This is a genomic window from Halalkalibacter okhensis (assembly GCF_000787375.1).
GTDB classification, from domain to species: domain Bacteria; phylum Bacillota; class Bacilli; order Bacillales; family Bacillaceae_D; genus Halalkalibacter; species Halalkalibacter okhensis.
Window position 1 is genome coordinate 53,503 of the sequence record NZ_JRJU01000008.1, and the last position, 17,431, is coordinate 70,933.

13 protein-coding genes are annotated in these 17,431 nt (G+C 38.3%); all 13 read right to left on the minus strand.

What is annotated here, in order from left to right:
• Positions 1 to 237: 237 nt before the first annotated feature.
• Positions 238 to 882: a YesL family protein gene (locus tag LQ50_RS07935; RefSeq protein ID WP_052144651.1), complete on the minus strand. Its 645-nt coding sequence runs from the start codon at positions 880 to 882 to the stop codon at positions 238 to 240.
• A 46-nt stretch (positions 883 to 928) separates the two neighbouring features.
• The gene (locus LQ50_RS07940; RefSeq protein WP_237563670.1) at positions 929 to 3,181 is read right to left on the minus strand and encodes a glycoside hydrolase family 3 protein; all 2,253 of its coding nucleotides are present in this window, start codon (positions 3,179 to 3,181) and stop codon (positions 929 to 931) included.
• A 218-nt stretch (positions 3,182 to 3,399) separates the two neighbouring features.
• Positions 3,400 to 4,863, minus strand: a complete 1,464-nt coding sequence (locus LQ50_RS07945; RefSeq protein WP_034627928.1) for a sulfatase — start codon at positions 4,861 to 4,863, stop codon at positions 3,400 to 3,402.
• Positions 4,864 to 4,889: 26 nt separating this feature from the next.
• Positions 4,890 to 6,440: a sulfatase family protein gene (locus LQ50_RS07950; RefSeq protein WP_034627930.1), complete on the minus strand. Its 1,551-nt coding sequence runs from the start codon at positions 6,438 to 6,440 to the stop codon at positions 4,890 to 4,892.
• A 102-nt stretch (positions 6,441 to 6,542) separates the two neighbouring features.
• Complete coding sequence (locus tag LQ50_RS07955; protein WP_034627932.1) at positions 6,543 to 7,877, minus strand: sulfatase family protein; 1,335 nt, start codon at positions 7,875 to 7,877, stop codon at positions 6,543 to 6,545.
• Between the two features lie 36 nt (positions 7,878 to 7,913).
• Positions 7,914 to 9,392, minus strand: a complete 1,479-nt coding sequence (locus tag LQ50_RS07960) for a sulfatase family protein (protein ID WP_034627934.1) — start codon at positions 9,390 to 9,392, stop codon at positions 7,914 to 7,916.
• Between the two features lie 188 nt (positions 9,393 to 9,580).
• Positions 9,581 to 11,161, minus strand: a complete 1,581-nt coding sequence (locus LQ50_RS07965; protein WP_052144652.1) for a sulfatase family protein — start codon at positions 11,159 to 11,161, stop codon at positions 9,581 to 9,583.
• A gap of 41 nt (positions 11,162 to 11,202) precedes the next feature.
• A complete protein-coding gene (locus LQ50_RS25960; RefSeq protein WP_237563671.1) occupies positions 11,203 to 11,694 on the minus strand; it encodes a carbohydrate ABC transporter permease in 492 nt (163 codons plus the stop codon).
• 8 nt (positions 11,695 to 11,702) lie between these two features.
• Entirely contained in the window at positions 11,703 to 12,056 is a 354-nt protein-coding gene (locus LQ50_RS25965) for an ABC transporter permease family protein (protein ID WP_237563672.1), read from the minus strand.
• Between the two features lie 35 nt (positions 12,057 to 12,091).
• Complete coding sequence (locus tag LQ50_RS07975) at positions 12,092 to 13,048, minus strand: carbohydrate ABC transporter permease (protein ID WP_034627937.1); 957 nt, start codon at positions 13,046 to 13,048, stop codon at positions 12,092 to 12,094.
• 80 nt (positions 13,049 to 13,128) lie between these two features.
• Positions 13,129 to 14,577, minus strand: a complete 1,449-nt coding sequence (locus LQ50_RS07980; protein ID WP_237563676.1) for an ABC transporter substrate-binding protein — start codon at positions 14,575 to 14,577, stop codon at positions 13,129 to 13,131.
• 182 nt (positions 14,578 to 14,759) lie between these two features.
• Positions 14,760 to 15,515: a response regulator transcription factor gene (locus LQ50_RS07985; RefSeq protein ID WP_034627939.1), complete on the minus strand. Its 756-nt coding sequence runs from the start codon at positions 15,513 to 15,515 to the stop codon at positions 14,760 to 14,762.
• A 9-nt stretch (positions 15,516 to 15,524) separates the two neighbouring features.
• Positions 15,525 to 17,366 (minus strand): cache domain-containing sensor histidine kinase, encoded by a 1,842-nt coding sequence (locus LQ50_RS07990; protein WP_034627941.1) that lies wholly within the window; start codon positions 17,364 to 17,366, stop codon positions 15,525 to 15,527.
• Positions 17,367 to 17,431 lie beyond the last annotated feature (65 nt).

Here is a 17,431-nt window from a genome sequence, read left to right on the forward strand (position 1 = left end):
AAATTTCCTTTCTAAATAATAGATGAATCTGCTATTTGAATATCAACTTTACTTAATTTTCATGATCAAAGTTATCACAAAGATCTTTAAGAAATATACAGGTACTACACCAAGGAAATATCAAACTCAACAAGGACAGGAATAAAAAGTACTTGAGGTTAAACTACCAAACACACTAGAATTTGTTTGGTAGTTTTTAATGTGCCTTTGACAAGGGTTGCACCCGTAAAATATCCTTTAATTGCTTTTGGGCCCTACTAACCTTGTGCGCTTTTTTTCGATTCTATTAAAAGCACTAGTAGCAAAAAACATAATGCCCAATGCTACACCACTTCCACCGAAAAAAGGAATGACACTTGGAAGAAAAACAAAAGCAATATATATGACGAAACATCCAGAAACCATGAAAAATGTCGTTAATGGATTAAGAATCATCATTAGGAATGCATTTTTAATCACTTGTAACAAGTTAAATTCATAATGCACATATACTGGAATGATATAAAGAAGTGTTAAACAATAAAAGAATGCAAGTACCCAAAGCGATACGTTTAAAATTTCAAATAGAGTGAATGAAGAAACCTGAATAAATCTTATATTTACATATAATGTAATACCAAATATGGTTAAGATTATCCCTAGTAGGTTCACATTTATAAAATCAGATTTAAAATAAACCCAGAATGATTTAAAAATCGGAAACTCTGAGTCTCCCATTCTCCACCTCCGTATGATTGCAAACATGGCTGCCGTTGCAGGCCAAAAACCAAACACAATCAATCCAGCTAAACTAAAGCCAATCCATAACAAGTTAAGATAGGCTAACCGAACAATCCATTCGGCCACTCTATATATTACTCCTGCCATACCCCCTAGCTGCATCCCTGATCACTCCCTACTAATAGTAGTGAAAGAGAAGCTTTCACTACTATTTTTTATACTTTGTAGTCCTTTTATCCTCAATCACCCCTTGCCAATTTAAACCATAAGCAAAATCATAGACATTCCCCTCTGAGTCCTTATAGCACTCCATATCATGAGGCACATCCTCATTCTGTTCTTCAACCGTTCTCATATTGGCCGGCAATTGCATTGGCAAAAGTCCTGAAGGCTCAGATTCCCCTGTTAAAATATCAAAAATCACTTGGTCTTGTACGCCAAAGTTAGCGACGATTGCTTGAACGTCTTGTTCAAATTCTTCAACAACAGCGGGTTTATTCATTAACAATGAAACTATAACCGGCTTTCCGTGCATCTCTTTTTTTAGTTCTATAATCATTTCTAAATCTGTCGTATTGGCTGGAGTCATTGTTTTCTCTTTATAGCTTCGATTTCCTGCTATACTCTTTTCGCGAGCGTATTTGGCAGTATAGGTTCCATATTGAAGACTAATAGGCACATAGCCATTGCCTCCTGCCTCTACATCTGCACGACTAAAACCGGTTCCCGATTCAGGGTTAAATTGGTTATCAGGATTCGTAATGAAAGCTAAACCAAAATCAGCTTCTTCAGACTTTTCTGTTATATTGAAGTACTTTTTCACAACATCAATATTTACAGGATAATCATACTTTTCTGGAACAGGATTACCAAACCAATCTTCCGATGCCGCAATATATCTTTTCGGAATATAGACTGTTTTTCCTTTTTTCAAAGGTAGAATGTTATTTTTATTCTTTAATAATACAACTGATTTTAGCTGAGCTTCATACCCTTCTTCCATAAATTGTGAGTTACCAACAGTCTTCTCACTTTCTTCTATAGTCAGATATGGATTTTCAAAAAGACCTGCACGGAAAATGTTTTTTAATAATCTGATAGCTGAATCTTCAAAGCGTTGACGCATATAGGCCTCACCATGCTCTGCTACACCCATGTAATAAGCTTCAATGACCGGCTGCACTTCATTGTTTCCACCAAACTGGTCAACACCTGCCATGAGCAGCTTATAGTGACGCTCTGCTACTGTGTAACCTTTTTCGACACCCCATGGTTTACCTGCAAATTGATCAACGTTATCTGGTTCATCTGCTGTAATTAACCAGTCTGTACAAACCACGCCATCATAGCCATATTTTTTCCGAAGCAAATCATTAATAATATACGAATTATACGAATTTCCAACATCTTCACCATTAACAGGGTCCTGATCATAAGAGATGGTATAATAAGGCATAACGGCCGATGCTTTTTTTGTTTTTCCCTCTAGTTTAAATGCACCTTCTAAAAACGGGATTAAATGAGTTTGAAAGTTGTCGCCTGGATAAACCGCATATTTGCCATATCCAAAGTGAGCGTCACGTCCCCCTTCACCTGACCCTCCACCAGGCCAATGCTTCACCATCGCATTCACACTTTCATAACCCCAGCCTTCACTAACTTCTTTTTCCCCTGTTGAGGTCTGAAAGCCATCAATATATGCGCGGCCCATATCAGTAGAAAGAGCAGGGTCTTCTCCAAACGTACCTACAAAGCGGTACCACCTAGGATCTGTTGCTAAATCAACTTGCGGAGATAAAGCTGTTGTCAGCCCAAGAGCACGGTATTCTTTTGAAGCAATACTACCGAATCTACGGGATATTTCCGGATCAAACGTAGCGGCAATTCCAAGTGATTCTGGCCACATTGAAATATCCCCACCGGCTCCTTCATTAAATTCAGCACTAGCATCCGTTCCATGTCTTGGGTCTGAACTGTTATTTGCCGGAATACCTAAATCTGTTCCCTCAGCAAAAGCCTGAACGCCATTATTCCAACGAACTGCCGCTTTCGTACTCTCAACAGAAGTAACAAGTATATGCCTTAAGTGATCCTTTTCTAGAAATGCCTTTTGTTGATCGGACAAGTCCCAAGCATTCGCATTACTTACTGGATATTCCTTTCCGTTATACGTATACTTATAAGGTCCTCTTGACATGGAAGGGATCGATTGATGTCGGCTATAAAGCATAAGCCCCGCTATTTGTTCAATCGACATCTTTGAAGCCAAATCTTTCGCACGCTCTTCGGGAGATACACGCCAGTCTTCGTACTTATCTAATTGACCGTCTTTATTTAAATCCTTAAATGAGTATCCATCTACTTGTAAAATGGAAACACCAGAACCTTCAGAGTAACCTAGGGTAGGGCCTCCGATATTCTTAATATAATGGATGTTGGTGGCATCACTTTTCGTTTTCATTTTCATCTCCCCTTCACAGATTAGCTTTAATGTTTACAATTCATTTAGAATCATACAAACCTTCTATTCTATTTCTTTTAATTGTAACCGCTTACCATTAATCGTTTTAGGGTGTTTTTTTTACATTTGTAGGTCCCTTTTTTTACATTAGTAAAAAGATAACCTAGCTTCTAATAAAAGAAGTAGCTTATCTTTTCATCCCTCTATTTAGTATCGCTTTATAAGCCTAACCTTATAAATTGTTCTTTTGGTGCATTCTCATCCTTCATTTCTTCCGTTAATCGATTGATATAAAATGCCTCTAATTCTTTATCGTCAATGGGTTCAAGCTGATCATAATCATCTTTTATATTAAAAAGGAAAGATTCTTTTATATTTTTATAAAAGGAAAAAGGCTTTCCCTCTTCACTATTCGGTATCTTATAAACTGGAAAATCAGTATACGGTAGGAACCTTCCTATCTCAATTTGATTCATCTTATCTTTCCCTAAATGGGCACGGAATGAGGTTGGCATAGCTGTATACCAAAAACAAGGATCATTATCTTCTCTCACCGGAGCTCTCATATACGTATAGACTCCATCGGTTATATTGACTGTCATCCCAAACATGCCATATAATGCATATTTTCGTATCTCATCTGATTGTCCGTTAATAAGTCCAAGTAAAGAACTACCATTAACCGTTGATGGAACGTCAAGACCAAAGTACTCTAAAATCGTCGGCATTAAATCAATATTTTGGGTAAGCTTATTCATTCGTGCCCCTCCTGCTACTCCCGGGACATGAACCATTAAGGGCAGATGAGCGACTTCATTATAGACATGCATGAAGTTTTTCCCAGTCCACTCGTGTTCACCTAACAACAAACCATGATCGGTTGTAAAAATAACTAGTGTATCTTCCCATAAATTTTGGTCATCCATAACATCCAGCAGTTTCCCTAACCAATGATCGATCATGGTCAGGTTCGCTGCATAATGCTTTTGAATATGATCCATCTCTTCCGGAGACTCTGTTACCTTTTTATAGCCAGGCCAATCAAAGCGTGGTCCATCATATTTATCATCGTAAAGATCTAAATATTTTTCGGGGCAATTAAACGGTTCATGAGGGTCAAAGGCTTCTACCATTAAGAAAAATTGGTCTGCCTCTTTGTTATCCTCTAGCCACTTGCACGCGCCTTTCATTGTTTGAGGGCCAGGATAGTCCTCTTCACTCATTAACACCGTCCGATTGTGTTCATTCTGTGGCATTACTCTTCCAAGAAAATTCTCAGGCATATCGGGAGACGCTACACGTGAAATCCAAGGATCCGACTCCTGCCCCCGATAGAAGTCCCATGTGTTAAATCCTTGACAATAATTTTCCCCGCCCGTTGAGAAGTAGTGATAATGATCAGTTACAATATGTGAAAACACTTCTCCTTCTCGAAGAGTTTGCTGAAGTGTGACATCAAATGGTTCCATCCCACCCCACCCACGCTCTAAAAAAGCAAGGCGACCTGTGAACATATCTCTTCTTGCAGGCATACATGGTAATGACCCTGACCAATGATTATCAAAGATCACTGATTTTTCGGCTAACCTTGAAATATTCGGTGTCTTAACCCATGTTTGCTGATTATATGTCTCAAGCATTTTCCGGTTTAAGGTATCTAATAAGATAACAACGGCTTTCATTTAGATTCCCCTTTCTAATAAAGGCCTCAAGGCTGAGTGACTACATCCATTTGATCTATTTTTTGTATTCTTTCGTTTAATCTTCGTTCCGGCTGTGAACCTTGGAGCGAAAGAACTTCATTCACAATCCTTGTTGCAACTGGTGCAACTTTTTTCCCTTTAGGTAAAGTCTTCTTGCGTTCTTGTAGTGTTTGATTGACAGCTTCAGCCGACTCTAAATGAAATTGTAAATCCATAATCTCCGCTCTCCATGTCAGTAATGCCTGAATAAGTTCATGTTTAATAGGAGCAACTTCCTCATCATTGAATAAGTCATTTCGCTCTTTCGGATCATTCAGGCGGTCAAAAAGTCTTCCTGTCCCTTCTTCAAAATAATATTCTAGCTTCCATTTTTTACTGGCTACGGCTACCGATTTGAAAAGGGTGGCGACCGCACAATGACGAGGAGAGGAACCACCATCTTTTATAGGTGTGAATAAATCCAAACCTTGCATCGTTGCACTTTGAATTCCTGCAACACCTAGAATCGTAGGTCCAATATCATTCCAAGTGGCAAATTGTTCTCTTTTTCCCTCTGGTAATGTCCCAGGCATACTCATTAAAAATGGTACTCTCCATGATTCATCATAATAGTTATGCTTATCATTAAAGCCGTGATCAAATAACTGTAATCCGTGGTCCGAGCTAAAAATAATAAGTGTATTTTCACGCAATCCTGCTTCATCTAAATAATCTAATACCCTTCCAACTTGATGATCACAATAAGCCGTGAGTCCGTAGTACAGCTTCTTTAGCTTTTCTACCTTTTGTCGTATTCCTTCATGATAGATAGCACCACGGGCTTCATATAAATCCTTTAACTCTAAATCTATTGGAAGTATTGCTTCTGAATCATAGTCGGTATAACCTAATAACTTTTTCATGTGCAAAGGAAAGTTCTCGATTTCTCCTTCTACATAATTCGGAGCAGGTAACTCTATATCATCAAATAGAGTTGCCCATTTCCCTGGCGGATCGGTAGGCTCATGGGGACTTACCATTGAGCAAAAAGCGAAGAACGGCTGACCATCTTCGGTAGATTGATTCATTTCTTCTATTGTTTTATCAACAAGGAACGCTTCCATAAATAGATCTTCTGGAATTTCATTCGGGTGATCGCTGACTCGACTATATCCGTGTTGTGTAATGTGTTCTGCGTAGCAATCATTTTTATTACTGAACTTTTCTCCGACAACAAATTGACGATCGAACGAATCAGGCATTTGACCAAAATGAGTTTTACCAACCATAATATTACGATAACCTGCTTTTTTTAAATAATCGGGGATCGTAGCAAAATGATTATGACGTGCTAACCCATTCTCTAAACAACCATGAACAGGAGTGTGAAGACCTGTTATTAGACTACTTCTAGCAGCTGAACAAACCGGTGATGTAGTGTGACCTTGCTCAAATAGAACTCCCTCTTTTGCTAGCCTATCGAGGTTAGGAGAAATAGCAAACGGGCTTCCCATGCAAGATAACGTATCCCATCTCTGTGAATCAGTCGTAATCAATAATATATTAGGGGGATTCATCGAACCTCTCCTTTCCTTTCCATTTGTCAATCATGAAAATGAACGAACTCTTCATATAATGAACTTAACCTATTTAAAGATAAACAGGTTAAGTTCCACACTTTACTTTACTGCCTTATTCCATTCGGATCTCTCATCAATAATAGGCTGTTTTGATAACCCTCCCGTTTTTTCCCACCAATCTTCTACTAACTCCTTTAGTTCCTTTTTCGTAGATTGATATGGTTGTAGGTCATATATGTTTTGCAATTCATCTGGATCCTTGACTAAATCATACATTTCTTCTTTATCATCTTGGTAGTAATAAACGTATTTAAACTGTCCTGTCTGAATTCCTCTAAAAGGATGCTCTCCCCAATAAGCTTTGTAATGTTCAATAAATACATAGGTATCAGGGTCTGCTTCTTCTTTTTTCAACAAAGGTAACAATGATTCATAGAAATTTGTTGGTACAGGAAGTCCAACAGCATCAATCATCGTTCCTGCTAAGGATGCACTTGACGTTACATCGCTAATTTCTTTCCTTTTTGATGTCACCCATGGTAAATAAACAAGTAATGGAACTTCATATAAATCCCTATAAGGCAGTACCCCTTTTAACCTTAGGCGATGTGCCCCTTGCATATCCCCATGATCAGATGTAAAGACAATCATCGTATCATGCAAAATTCCTTTTTCCTCTAGTTTTTCAATGATTTTTCCTAGATTTCGATCCATTAAGGAAACCAATTTCCGATATCTCTTTGCATCTTCTCTAATAATCGTTTCGGTCAGTTTAGACTCGGTCGATTCAGCTCGGCGTTTTTGATGTGGCGGTTTGGATGACAAATCATCTTCATAAAAGCTTTTTGGTACAGGCATTTCGTCGACTTTATATTGATCGTCATATGCAGGCACATCCTCAAAAGGCTTTCTTTTAATAAATGTAGGTTGATTCGGATGAGGCATATACCAAGATAGATGCATAAAGAACGATTTATCGTTATCGTAGTCATTTAAATAGTTTAATGCTTCTGCCGTTGAATGAGCATCTCTGTTGCTATGATAATCTGGATGATCATTTGTACCTGTTAAATCAACTCCTTCTGTCCGATAGGTAGTAACTTGAAAACCATAATCAGAAGGATGTCCCCCAAGATGCCATTTACCAAAGTAGGCTGTTTCATATCCGCCACGATTCAATACTTCTGCAATGTTCTCATCTTTTGGATCAAGCATATGACCAATAATATTTACTCCTACTTCATGTGGATACCTCCCTGTCATCCAAGAAGCTCTTGATGGTGTACATTGAGCTGAGGTCACCACATGTTTCGAAAATTGAACACCCATTTTTGCCAACTTTTCTAAATTGGGAGTAAAGTAATTTGTTTCACTACCTATTGCATCAGCTCTTTGCTGGTCCGTTGTGATAAAAAGGATATTTTTGCGAGTCATCCTATCACCTTCCCTTTCTATGAAATGACATTCTATTTAGAATCTCTTATCTAACTCATGTGGAACGACATCTGACGTTTCCATATAAAAGTTCATGACTCTTTCCTTTAAAGTCATTAAAACATCAGCCAAAGCGGGGTCATCTATTCGATTGGTTACCTCATTAGGATCATTGCGAAGATCATAGAGTTCATCTTTTTCATAAAGCCTTCTCACATATTTAAATTCCATCGTCCGGCACATGACAGCCTTTGTATGTTCGGGGCCTTCTTCAGCCTGTAAACTAACCCTTGGCCAATAGAGCCCTGGTTTTGCCGCATGGGATACGGCATTTGCTTCCATACAATGGGTTTCACCTTGAAGCCTCCCACCTTCACAGAAAACGGCATCTCGTTGGCTAATCTTGTCATTGTCTAACATAGGAACAAGAGATTTACCAAAATGAGTATGTTTTGGCGTGATTCCTACCATTTCTTCAATCGTTGCTGGAACATCAATCAATTCAACAAGGTTTTCGTTTATACCAGGTGTAACAGAAAACGATTTTGGTGGTTTGACGATTAAAGGCACATTTGTAATTGGATCTTCAAATGTATTTTGGTTTTTTTCAACTATGCTATAATCTCCTGTGTAGTCCCCGTGATCTGAAAAGAAAAATACTGCCGTGTCATCGTAAATTCCGGCTTCTTTTAAGGCATCCATCACCATTCCAAACTGGTGATCAACCCTTGCGCACATGCCATAATATGTCGCTTTCAACTCCGTCCATTCATCCTCTGTCCACGAATGCATATTCTGTCTTTCATGAATGCCTTTTAACATGCTAGGCTTCCCTTCCCAATTTTTTGGGTGCTGAACTCTCTTTGGTATCTTACTTCTGTCAATCATGCTATACCAAGGCTCTTCCACTGCATATGGTGGATGAGGATAAAGCAATGGGAGATAAATACAAAGAGGTTGATCATCAGGAGCATTTTTAATTCTGTCAATGGCTCCATACACATCAGCCCAATCTTTATCGTAAAATGTTTCATCACCAGGCAATGGATCCAGTTTTCCTCCATAAAAAGAGAAATAATTTCGGTCCCCTGGCTCACCGCGCCAGCTATCTGCAAAATGTAAATTCGATTCTTTTTTGGGCTTTAATTCCGGTTCATACATTTCATTGCAGTATTCGTTAAAATCTGCATCCGCAGGAATGAGATCATTTTTCCCTCCCCACCAAACATAATAACCGTTTTGTTTGAGGGTTCTTAATAACACTGGCTCATCTGGCTGCATCATGTGATAAATAGTCCGATGTCCTCTCACATGAGGATACCAGCCACTCATAAAAGAACAACGGCTTGGGGTACAGACAGGGTTTTGACAAAAAGCGTTCGAAAAAGAAACACCGTCTTCTTCCACCATTTTATCTAAATTAGGTGTGACAGCTGCAGGATCTTCTAAATGCCCCATCACATCTCCTCTCCATTGATCTGGATTAAAAATAACGATATGTGGTTTTTTAGTCATCAGACTCCTCCTTTTCTTTGTATATATCGCAGCAAAATTGTATAAAGCACCTACTCTATTTATATTGTAAACGCTTACTGATACTGGAGTTAGGGTAAGATTTTTACTTCGGTGGAGCTATTTTTTACTTTTTAAATAAAAAACTAGCCAGTCATTTCTCATAAGACAGGCTAGTTACCTCAATCCATTTATCTAGTAGGGGCGGAACTTAGTTTTTCTTTTTTGGCAGACATGATATTCTTTCTTAATTTCCCTCTAAATTCCTCGGCTTCTTTTTGTTGGTGTTCTCCGAATTCTTCTGGGTGTCTACGTTTTAATTCAGGAATATGATGTCCTCTTCCTGTTTCTTCTAATCTCTTTGTATAGTTCTTCAAATAACCTCGAGCATGGAAAGGACCGCCTTCTCTAATAACCGTCCAGAGTGGGTCAACATCATCTTGAGACTTAAACATCATCTCATCGTGCCATTCATGTAAGTAATAAACAGCCTCCATACAGATGTCTTTATTTTCAGATGCCACATTTCGTTCTTCTCTCGGATCTTCTGCTAAATTAAACAGCATTTCTTTATCAAACATATGGAAACCGTCATGATACGTTCGAATATAGATCCAATCTCTGAAACGAACGCTTCGTTGAACAACATGAGCACATTGTGAGACGACTAAATATTCCCGACCACATGATTTTGCTTCTTTAATAGCTGGTGCATAACTCTCTCCGTCCCAAGCCGGTGCTACTGGAAGGTCAAGCATTTCCGCCATTGTAGGTAAGAAGTCAAGATGATAATGTAAGTCGTTGTCGACAGTGCCTTGCTGCATTCCCGGCCAACGAACGATCATAGGAATTCGGCAAGTTCCATCATCAGCCGTACCATGCTCACTATAAATACCCAGTTGACCCATGTTTTCACCATGATCAGCAGAAATAATAATAACTAAATCGTCCATTACCCCTTGTTCCTCTAACGATGTAAACAAAGCACCTAGTTGTTCATCCATATAACGAATCCCACAATCATATCCGTCTATCACTTCTCTTAAGTCTTGCATGTTTTTAATTTCACCTAAACTACGAGGATAGTTAGGAACTGGTTGATTCGTATAAGTCTGTCTGGCAAAGTCAATTTCTAGTTCGCTGGCACTATGTGGTCCCACTTTTTCTTTATGCTTTTCTAGCATTTCTTCCGTAGCCCACTTTGGTAAAGGAGAATCTTCAAATGGATTGCCAAAGCTTTCAGGTGCACGATAAGGCGTATGGGCATCCCAATAATTAATATACAAGAACCAATCGTCCTTCTTCGCATTCCTTTGTACCCAATCTTCGACAACAGGAGCAACATGTTCAGCTGATTCCATCCCGGCCATTCCTGTATTGATGATTTCATTGAATCCAGCATAGAAATTAAAAGTTGAATGCCGTTGAGCAAATGGACTGATCAACGTAGTTTGTAACCCACCAGCCAATTGTAAGTACGAAGGGAGAGATTCGCCTAAAGATAACCTTCCCATTAGACCACGATCTCGACCTTCTAGTTTCATATCACCAGCCGTCCCACCATGTCCGACTAAGCCATTTCGAATCCCAAACTGACCGGACATTAAAGCAGTACGAGAAGGTGCACATGGTGCATCTGATGTATAGTAATTCGTGAAACAAACTCCTTCAGAAGAAATGCGATCAATGTTTGGCGTCGTGTTACGATGATAACCGTAACAACTCATATGTTGCGGGCTCAATGCATCTAAATCTAAAAATAAAATTCTCAATTACTATTACCTCCTATAGTTTTTTTTATAGATTACTAATATTAGCCTTTCACTGCACCAGAGATCCCCTCTATGAAGTACCTTTGTAAAATCAAAAAGATGATAATAATAGGAAGAATTGAAATCGTTGCCCCTGCGGCAATCCCTGTCCAGTCAACCACATTCTCCCCTCTGAACGCATATAGCCCAACAGATAAAGGACGAATGCTTGGATTGCTTAATGTAAGAACTAGTGGTGTCAAGAATGAATTCCACGTCCATACGATTTGCATAATAACCGCACTACCGATGATCGGCTTTGATAAAGGTAACATAATACTTGCGAATGTCCTGAAGAAACCACTTCCATCGATCGTTGCCGATTCCTCCAATTCTTTCGGAATTTGGCTGAAAAATCCGGCAAACAACATGACTAGCATGACAGACCCCCCACCAGATTCAGCTAAAATGACACCAAAAATCGTATTGGAAAGCCCTAATTGACTAATTAAAACCGCTACTGGAATAATTGAGAATTCAAGTGGTACAAACATACTGCAAACTAGAATGGCAAAAATAATTTTTTCCCTGGAAACGAGTACCTTCCAAGAGCATAACCACAAGCCGATGTTGCACAAATCGTAATCAACACCACACCTGTTGTAATTAAAAAGGAATTTAAAAAATATTGACTAAAGTTTGCCGTTTCCCAAGCTCGTATTAAATTGGCAAAATTAAGAGATTCAGGGATTAAGCTCAATCGATTAGCAAAAAATTCTTTATCTGTTTTAAAAGTTGATGCAACCATCCATAAAAAAGGATAAGTCCAGATAAAACAGATCCCAATTAATAAGATATGAATACAACCTCTAATTATAGATCCCTGTTTACTTGGTTTAGATGCTGTCGTTTTCATTTTTTCACTCCTTACCTACTTAAGCTCTTGCCAGTTTAATATTTAGCTGATTTCAACTTTGCCTTAATTAACTGCAGAGATGCCATGATGATAATGACTGTAAATCCAAAGAAAAGACCCGCTGCATTCGCATACCCCATTCTAGGCTGTCCCACTTCACCTGAGAAAGCATGTCGGTATACATATGTTGATACGACATCCGTTGCAAAGAACGGACCGCCATCTGTAAGCGTCTTAATTAAATCAAAAACGCGAAGTGAAAAAGCAATATTAAAAAGTAATATGACCGCTCCAATTGGAATAAGTAATGGCAAGGTAATCTTAAAAAAGGTTTTTAGGTACCCCGCTCCATCTATATAAGCTGCTTCATATAACTCCCTTGGAATTCCTTGAAGACCCGCTAACCAAAAGATCATATTGATCCCTACACTCATCCAAATCGAGACCATAATGACTGTTGGCATGGACCAAGTCATGCTTCCTAAAAAATCAATGGGAGCACTGATAAAGCCCAATTTCATTAAAAGGAAATTGACTCCTCCGTTTGGACTCCAGATAAATCCCATAATGATCCCGATAATCGAAGCACTCGTTACAACAGGGATAAAGATCAAGGTTCTGTAAATATTAGCAAATTTCAAACGAGGATTGTTTAAAATAGCGGCAAAGATAAGCCCTATGATTAACTGGAGTGGTACGGTTCCTATCGCATAAAAGAAAATATTTTTATAAGCATTCCAAAAGTAAGAATCATTGAGTAACTCCTTAAAGTTCGCTAGCCCTATAAAATCAGGTGTCGCAGTCAAGCCCGACCAATCAGTCATGGAATAATACCAACTAATAACAATGGGCCATCCTTGAAATAAGGCAAAAAGTAATAGATTAGGGATAACAAACAACCAGCACCAAAACGCTACGCCCTTATTATATTTTCTTTTTTTCACCTTCACTGACACATTTTTCTTTGCCACAGCAGGTTGTGTATGTTCCATGGTTCCCCTCCTTGTTAATAATGGCAGGTAACCTTTTTACCTGCCATTATACTTTTGAATTGTCCTTACAAACAATCAGGCTACTCTTGATTATGATGACTCATTGGATCCCAATCAGAAAATGTAAAATCATCAATACTCACATCTTCACCATTTGCTTTCGCATCCTCGATCGCTTTAGTTAAAGCGGCATCCGTTTTCTTCGAAAGCTCTTGTAACATCGGTTCATAGTCACGTAGGCCTGTAATAGCCACAGCTTGCAATATTTCTCCGACATTCGGACTTACATCTGTATATTCAGAAAAAACTTTGGTCGCTTTTGGCTTTGATGATGGATCTGGAGCAAGTACAGCATATTCACTATAAATTTCATAAAATTCTAGCATTTTACCTGATGCATACTCTTCAGAAATTCCATCAACGACCGAGAAGTTAAAATCTTGTTTTACTGCTTCTTCCTGGAAGAAACCTCCTCCGTAGAATTCTTGTAAGTATAATGCAGCTTCTTCTGGGTGTTCTGTGTTCGCAGAAATACCTAGTCCTGGTGTAACCGTTAAATTCATTGAGCCGTTTCTTTCACCTTCAGGAAGAGGGGGAGCCGTAACACCATAATCTAGTTCCGGATTTTCTTTATTCCACAATCCAATGTTCCATGCGCCTTGAATAATAAATCCAGCCTCACCATTGGCAAATAACTGCCTTGCTTCAGGTGCAGATAATCCAGATGTTTGCGGATGGATACTGCCATCATCAGCGAGACCAGCAAACAAATCAAACACGTCTAATACTGCGTCAGTATGATAAGGGGCCTCGCCAGTCATAAGACTTACTGGACTAGCTGTACTTAAACCACTTCCATTAATCGCTGACCAATCACGTGCCGTATAAGCCCAACGATTTGTTTGTCTACCACCCTCAATCATTCCATAAAATTCTCCATTTCCTGCCTCAGTAATCTTACGAGCATACTCACGAAATTCTGCATATGTCTTTGGAGGTTGCTCAGGATCAAGCCCCGCCTTTTTGAATAGCTCTTTATTGTAAAAAACAGCTGTACCCATTTGTGGAACGTCCATAGGAATGGCATACACTTCTCCATTTATCATTGTTGCTCCTTCTGCTAAAAGACCTTCTGAGAAAATATCATAAAAGCCTTCTTCTACATAAGGGTCTAGTGGTTGGAACCACCCATCTTCTACCAAGGCAGGTAGTTTAAAACCTAATGGAGGCGGGAATAAATCTGGTGCCTCCCCTGATCTTACCGCAGCAAGAATCGTATCTCTGAATTGATCTTGTGTTAATGTTGTGTATTCAATATTCGTCACTTGTGGGTACTTCTCCATAAACTGTTTATGGAATTCTTCACGGATCGGGCGAGTAGAATCACTCCAGTCCATTACCCTTAATGTAATTCCTTCTCCATCTCCACCATTGCTACTAGAATCATTTGTTTCTTCATTTGCCACATCACTACCTGAACAAGCTCCTAAGAACAGTATTGTTATCAAAAGAACTGAAAACGCTATCATTTTTCTCAAGATCAATTCCCCCTTTTTTCTAGCTACTTAGTTTACCCTGTGCATTCCAAACATAAGCTATGAAAATGCTATTACTCAATCTGTTCTCTCATTTCCTCCTTTTCTTATTGTTACCTTTATTGTAAGCGCTTTTAAAAATAGAAATAAGACTCACTTTTTTACTTTCAACGGGTTTATTTTTTACTTTTCTGAATTCTCCGATACTCCCCTGGTGTCGTTCCTAAATCCTTTTTAAACGTTCTTCTAAAATGCTTCTCATCCATGAAGCCCACACTTTTGGCCACTTGATCTATCGTCATTTCACTTTCTAGTAGGAATTGACAAGCATGCTTCATCCTTACCTCTCTTAAATACTGAACAAATCCCTTTCCCGCCTCCAGTTTAAATAAGCGGCTTAGATAAGATGCGTTAAACCCTGCCTGCTCTGCTATGATAGAAAGAGATAGATCCTCCTTATAAGAACTTTCAATAAGTTTTAAAATAGATTGAATGAGTTCCACTCCCTTATTTTGTTCATTTAAATCAACGGTGTTCTCTTCAGAATGCCCTGTTGATTCACTAAGTTGCTCCCTACAATTCTCTAAAATATCACGTAGCTCACTACTTTTAATCGGTTTTAACAAATAATCGATGGCGCCCAACCTAAATGCCGTCCTAGCATATTCAAACTCGTTATGTCCTGTAATAATAACCACTGGAAGATGTAAATTTAGAGAATTCATGCTTTTCATGAACTCTAATCCATCCATAACAGGCATACGAATATCAGAAAGAACAAGATCGAATCTGTCGTTTTTTAACTTTTGAAGAGCTTCACTGCCGTTATGTGCTACATCTGCTACAGTAAAATCAATGTCGAGCTTATCGATCATCTTACACAGTCCTTCACACATCCAATACTCATCTTCTACAACTAAAACTCGATACATACTCCCACCTCATTCATCTTCATTAATTGGTATCACAATCTCGATACTTGTCCCATGGTTCGCTTTACTGCTAACATGTAGCTTTGCTTGATCTCCATAATTTAATTGCAGGCGTTGTTGGACGTTCCTCAATCCAATATGACCTGAAGACAGGCCTTCAACTACCTTAAAATCCTCTTTCCTATTCAACCTATCTTGTATTTCTTCTAACCTTTTATCATACATTCCAACTCCATCATCGACTATTTCAATAATAACCAAGTCTTCCCGTTGCCTAGCTGTTATATGGATGTTACCTCCAACCCCTTTTGGAATAATTCCATGCTCAACTGCATTTTCTACCAAGGGCTGCAATAATAACTTAAGTACAGGAATTTCACTCAACTCCTCAGGAATATCAAAATGACATTCAACATGTCTGGGAAAACGTATCTGAATAATTCGTAGAAATGCTTTGACATGATCTACTTCTTCGTAAAGCAATTTATATTTCTCGTGATCAATGCTATACCGAAACATATCAGATAGTGATTCACTCATATCTGATACTTCCTGTACGTCATATACCTCGCCAATACACTTCATGGTATTTAATGTGTTATATAAAAAATGAGGGTTAATTTGCATCTGTAATGCTCGCAATTCTGATTCACGGTTCAACAATTGTAATTTTGTCTGCCGAAGTTCAGACATGAAAACTTTATCTTTTAATTCCTCCAACCTTTCTAGCATATGATTGAAGGTTCTCGTTAACATTCCAAATTCATCCCCGCGATCCATAGGTACACGTAAGGAAAGATCTCCCGTTTCAGCATGTCTCATATAGCTTTGAAGTTTGAATAATGGAGTAGTAATAACCTGAGCAAAGTATTTCGAGAACAACAATACAAATAGAATGGAAAAGATCGCAATCATATATAATCCATTTCGTAACGAATTAATTTTCCCTGATACCTCTTCAAAAGGGACAAAGCCGACGATTTTCCATCCTGTCTTCGTTGAGGTGTTGAAAGCAACAAGAGTCTGAACACCAGCTATATTCACCAGCTCATAGCCACTTTCTCCTCTCAACATGTTTAATTCTGATAGCTTGTTTGTATGCTTTTTTGTAATGTTTGCGTTTTCAAATAATGATTCACCTTGTTCAGAGAAAATACCGACAAAACCAGTTTGACCCATTTTAATAGAGTCACTCATATTAGAAAAATACTGAGGATCGAAGTTAAATAATAAGGTCCCTTTCTCTTCATTTAATTGATATAGCCTACCACCATACGTCGCGACGAATTCCCCATTATAATAATTTGATTGTTGGGGCGGATAAAGATAAAAATCCTTTTCACTCACAACCTCCTGATGAAATGGATCACTTTGAAAATCATGCTCTAATTCGACCTCAGACCACCAACTAGCAAAGACAGGGTTAACGAAATCTTCGCTATAATATAAAACACTTCCATAATCGTTAATTAAAAACACAGACCACAAGTATTCCCGATGATTTACAACATTTCTAAGAAAATTACGTAAGTCTAATTGAAAGGCTAGTTCTTCCCTATCAGTCTGATCTTTTAAATTTAAAAAACGCTGCACATCTGAATTAAAGTGAATAATCCTAGACAAATTCTCCATTTCTTCAATAGATGAACTCAATCTCAAATCTACTTGTCGAGATGTTTCCACCATATAACTTCCTAATTCCTCTTTTAGAGCTTGAGTAGACTTAAAATAAAAAAATGTTGCAACTAAAAAGAGTGGCAGCAAACTAACAATATAAAAAGTGAATAATAGCTTTGGACGAACCATAATATGACTTGTCCATGAATCGAGTTTATTGATGATTTTGTTCAATGATCTCACCTCCTGATATAATCGCTATATTAAATCCTTTTCATTTCAAATGATTTATAGATCTT

Excerpts from the sequence above, each read along its gene's own strand:
- LQ50_RS07935 (WP_052144651.1), bottom strand. The coding sequence starts at position 882 with ATGCAGCTAGGGGGTATGGCAGGAGTAATATATAGAGTGGCCGAATGG.
- LQ50_RS07940 (WP_237563670.1), bottom strand. The coding sequence starts at position 3,181 with ATGAAAACGAAAAGTGATGCCACCAACATCCATTATATTAAGAATATC.
- LQ50_RS07945 (WP_034627928.1), bottom strand. The coding sequence starts at position 4,863 with ATGAAAGCCGTTGTTATCTTATTAGATACCTTAAACCGGAAAATGCTT.
- LQ50_RS07950 (WP_034627930.1), bottom strand. The coding sequence starts at position 6,440 with ATGAATCCCCCTAATATATTATTGATTACGACTGATTCACAGAGATGG.
- LQ50_RS07955 (WP_034627932.1), bottom strand. The coding sequence starts at position 7,877 with ATGACTCGCAAAAATATCCTTTTTATCACAACGGACCAGCAAAGAGCT.
- LQ50_RS07960 (WP_034627934.1), bottom strand. The coding sequence starts at position 9,392 with ATGACTAAAAAACCACATATCGTTATTTTTAATCCAGATCAATGGAGA.
- LQ50_RS25960 (WP_237563671.1), bottom strand. The coding sequence starts at position 11,694 with ATGTTTGTACCACTTGAATTCTCAATTATTCCAGTAGCGGTTTTAATT.
- LQ50_RS25965 (WP_237563672.1), bottom strand. The coding sequence starts at position 12,056 with ATGAAAACGACAGCATCTAAACCAAGTAAACAGGGATCTATAATTAGA.
- LQ50_RS07975 (WP_034627937.1), bottom strand. The coding sequence starts at position 13,048 with ATGGAACATACACAACCTGCTGTGGCAAAGAAAAATGTGTCAGTGAAG.
- LQ50_RS07980 (WP_237563676.1), bottom strand. The coding sequence starts at position 14,577 with ATGATAGCGTTTTCAGTTCTTTTGATAACAATACTGTTCTTAGGAGCT.
- LQ50_RS07985 (WP_034627939.1), bottom strand. The coding sequence starts at position 15,515 with ATGTATCGAGTTTTAGTTGTAGAAGATGAGTATTGGATGTGTGAAGGA.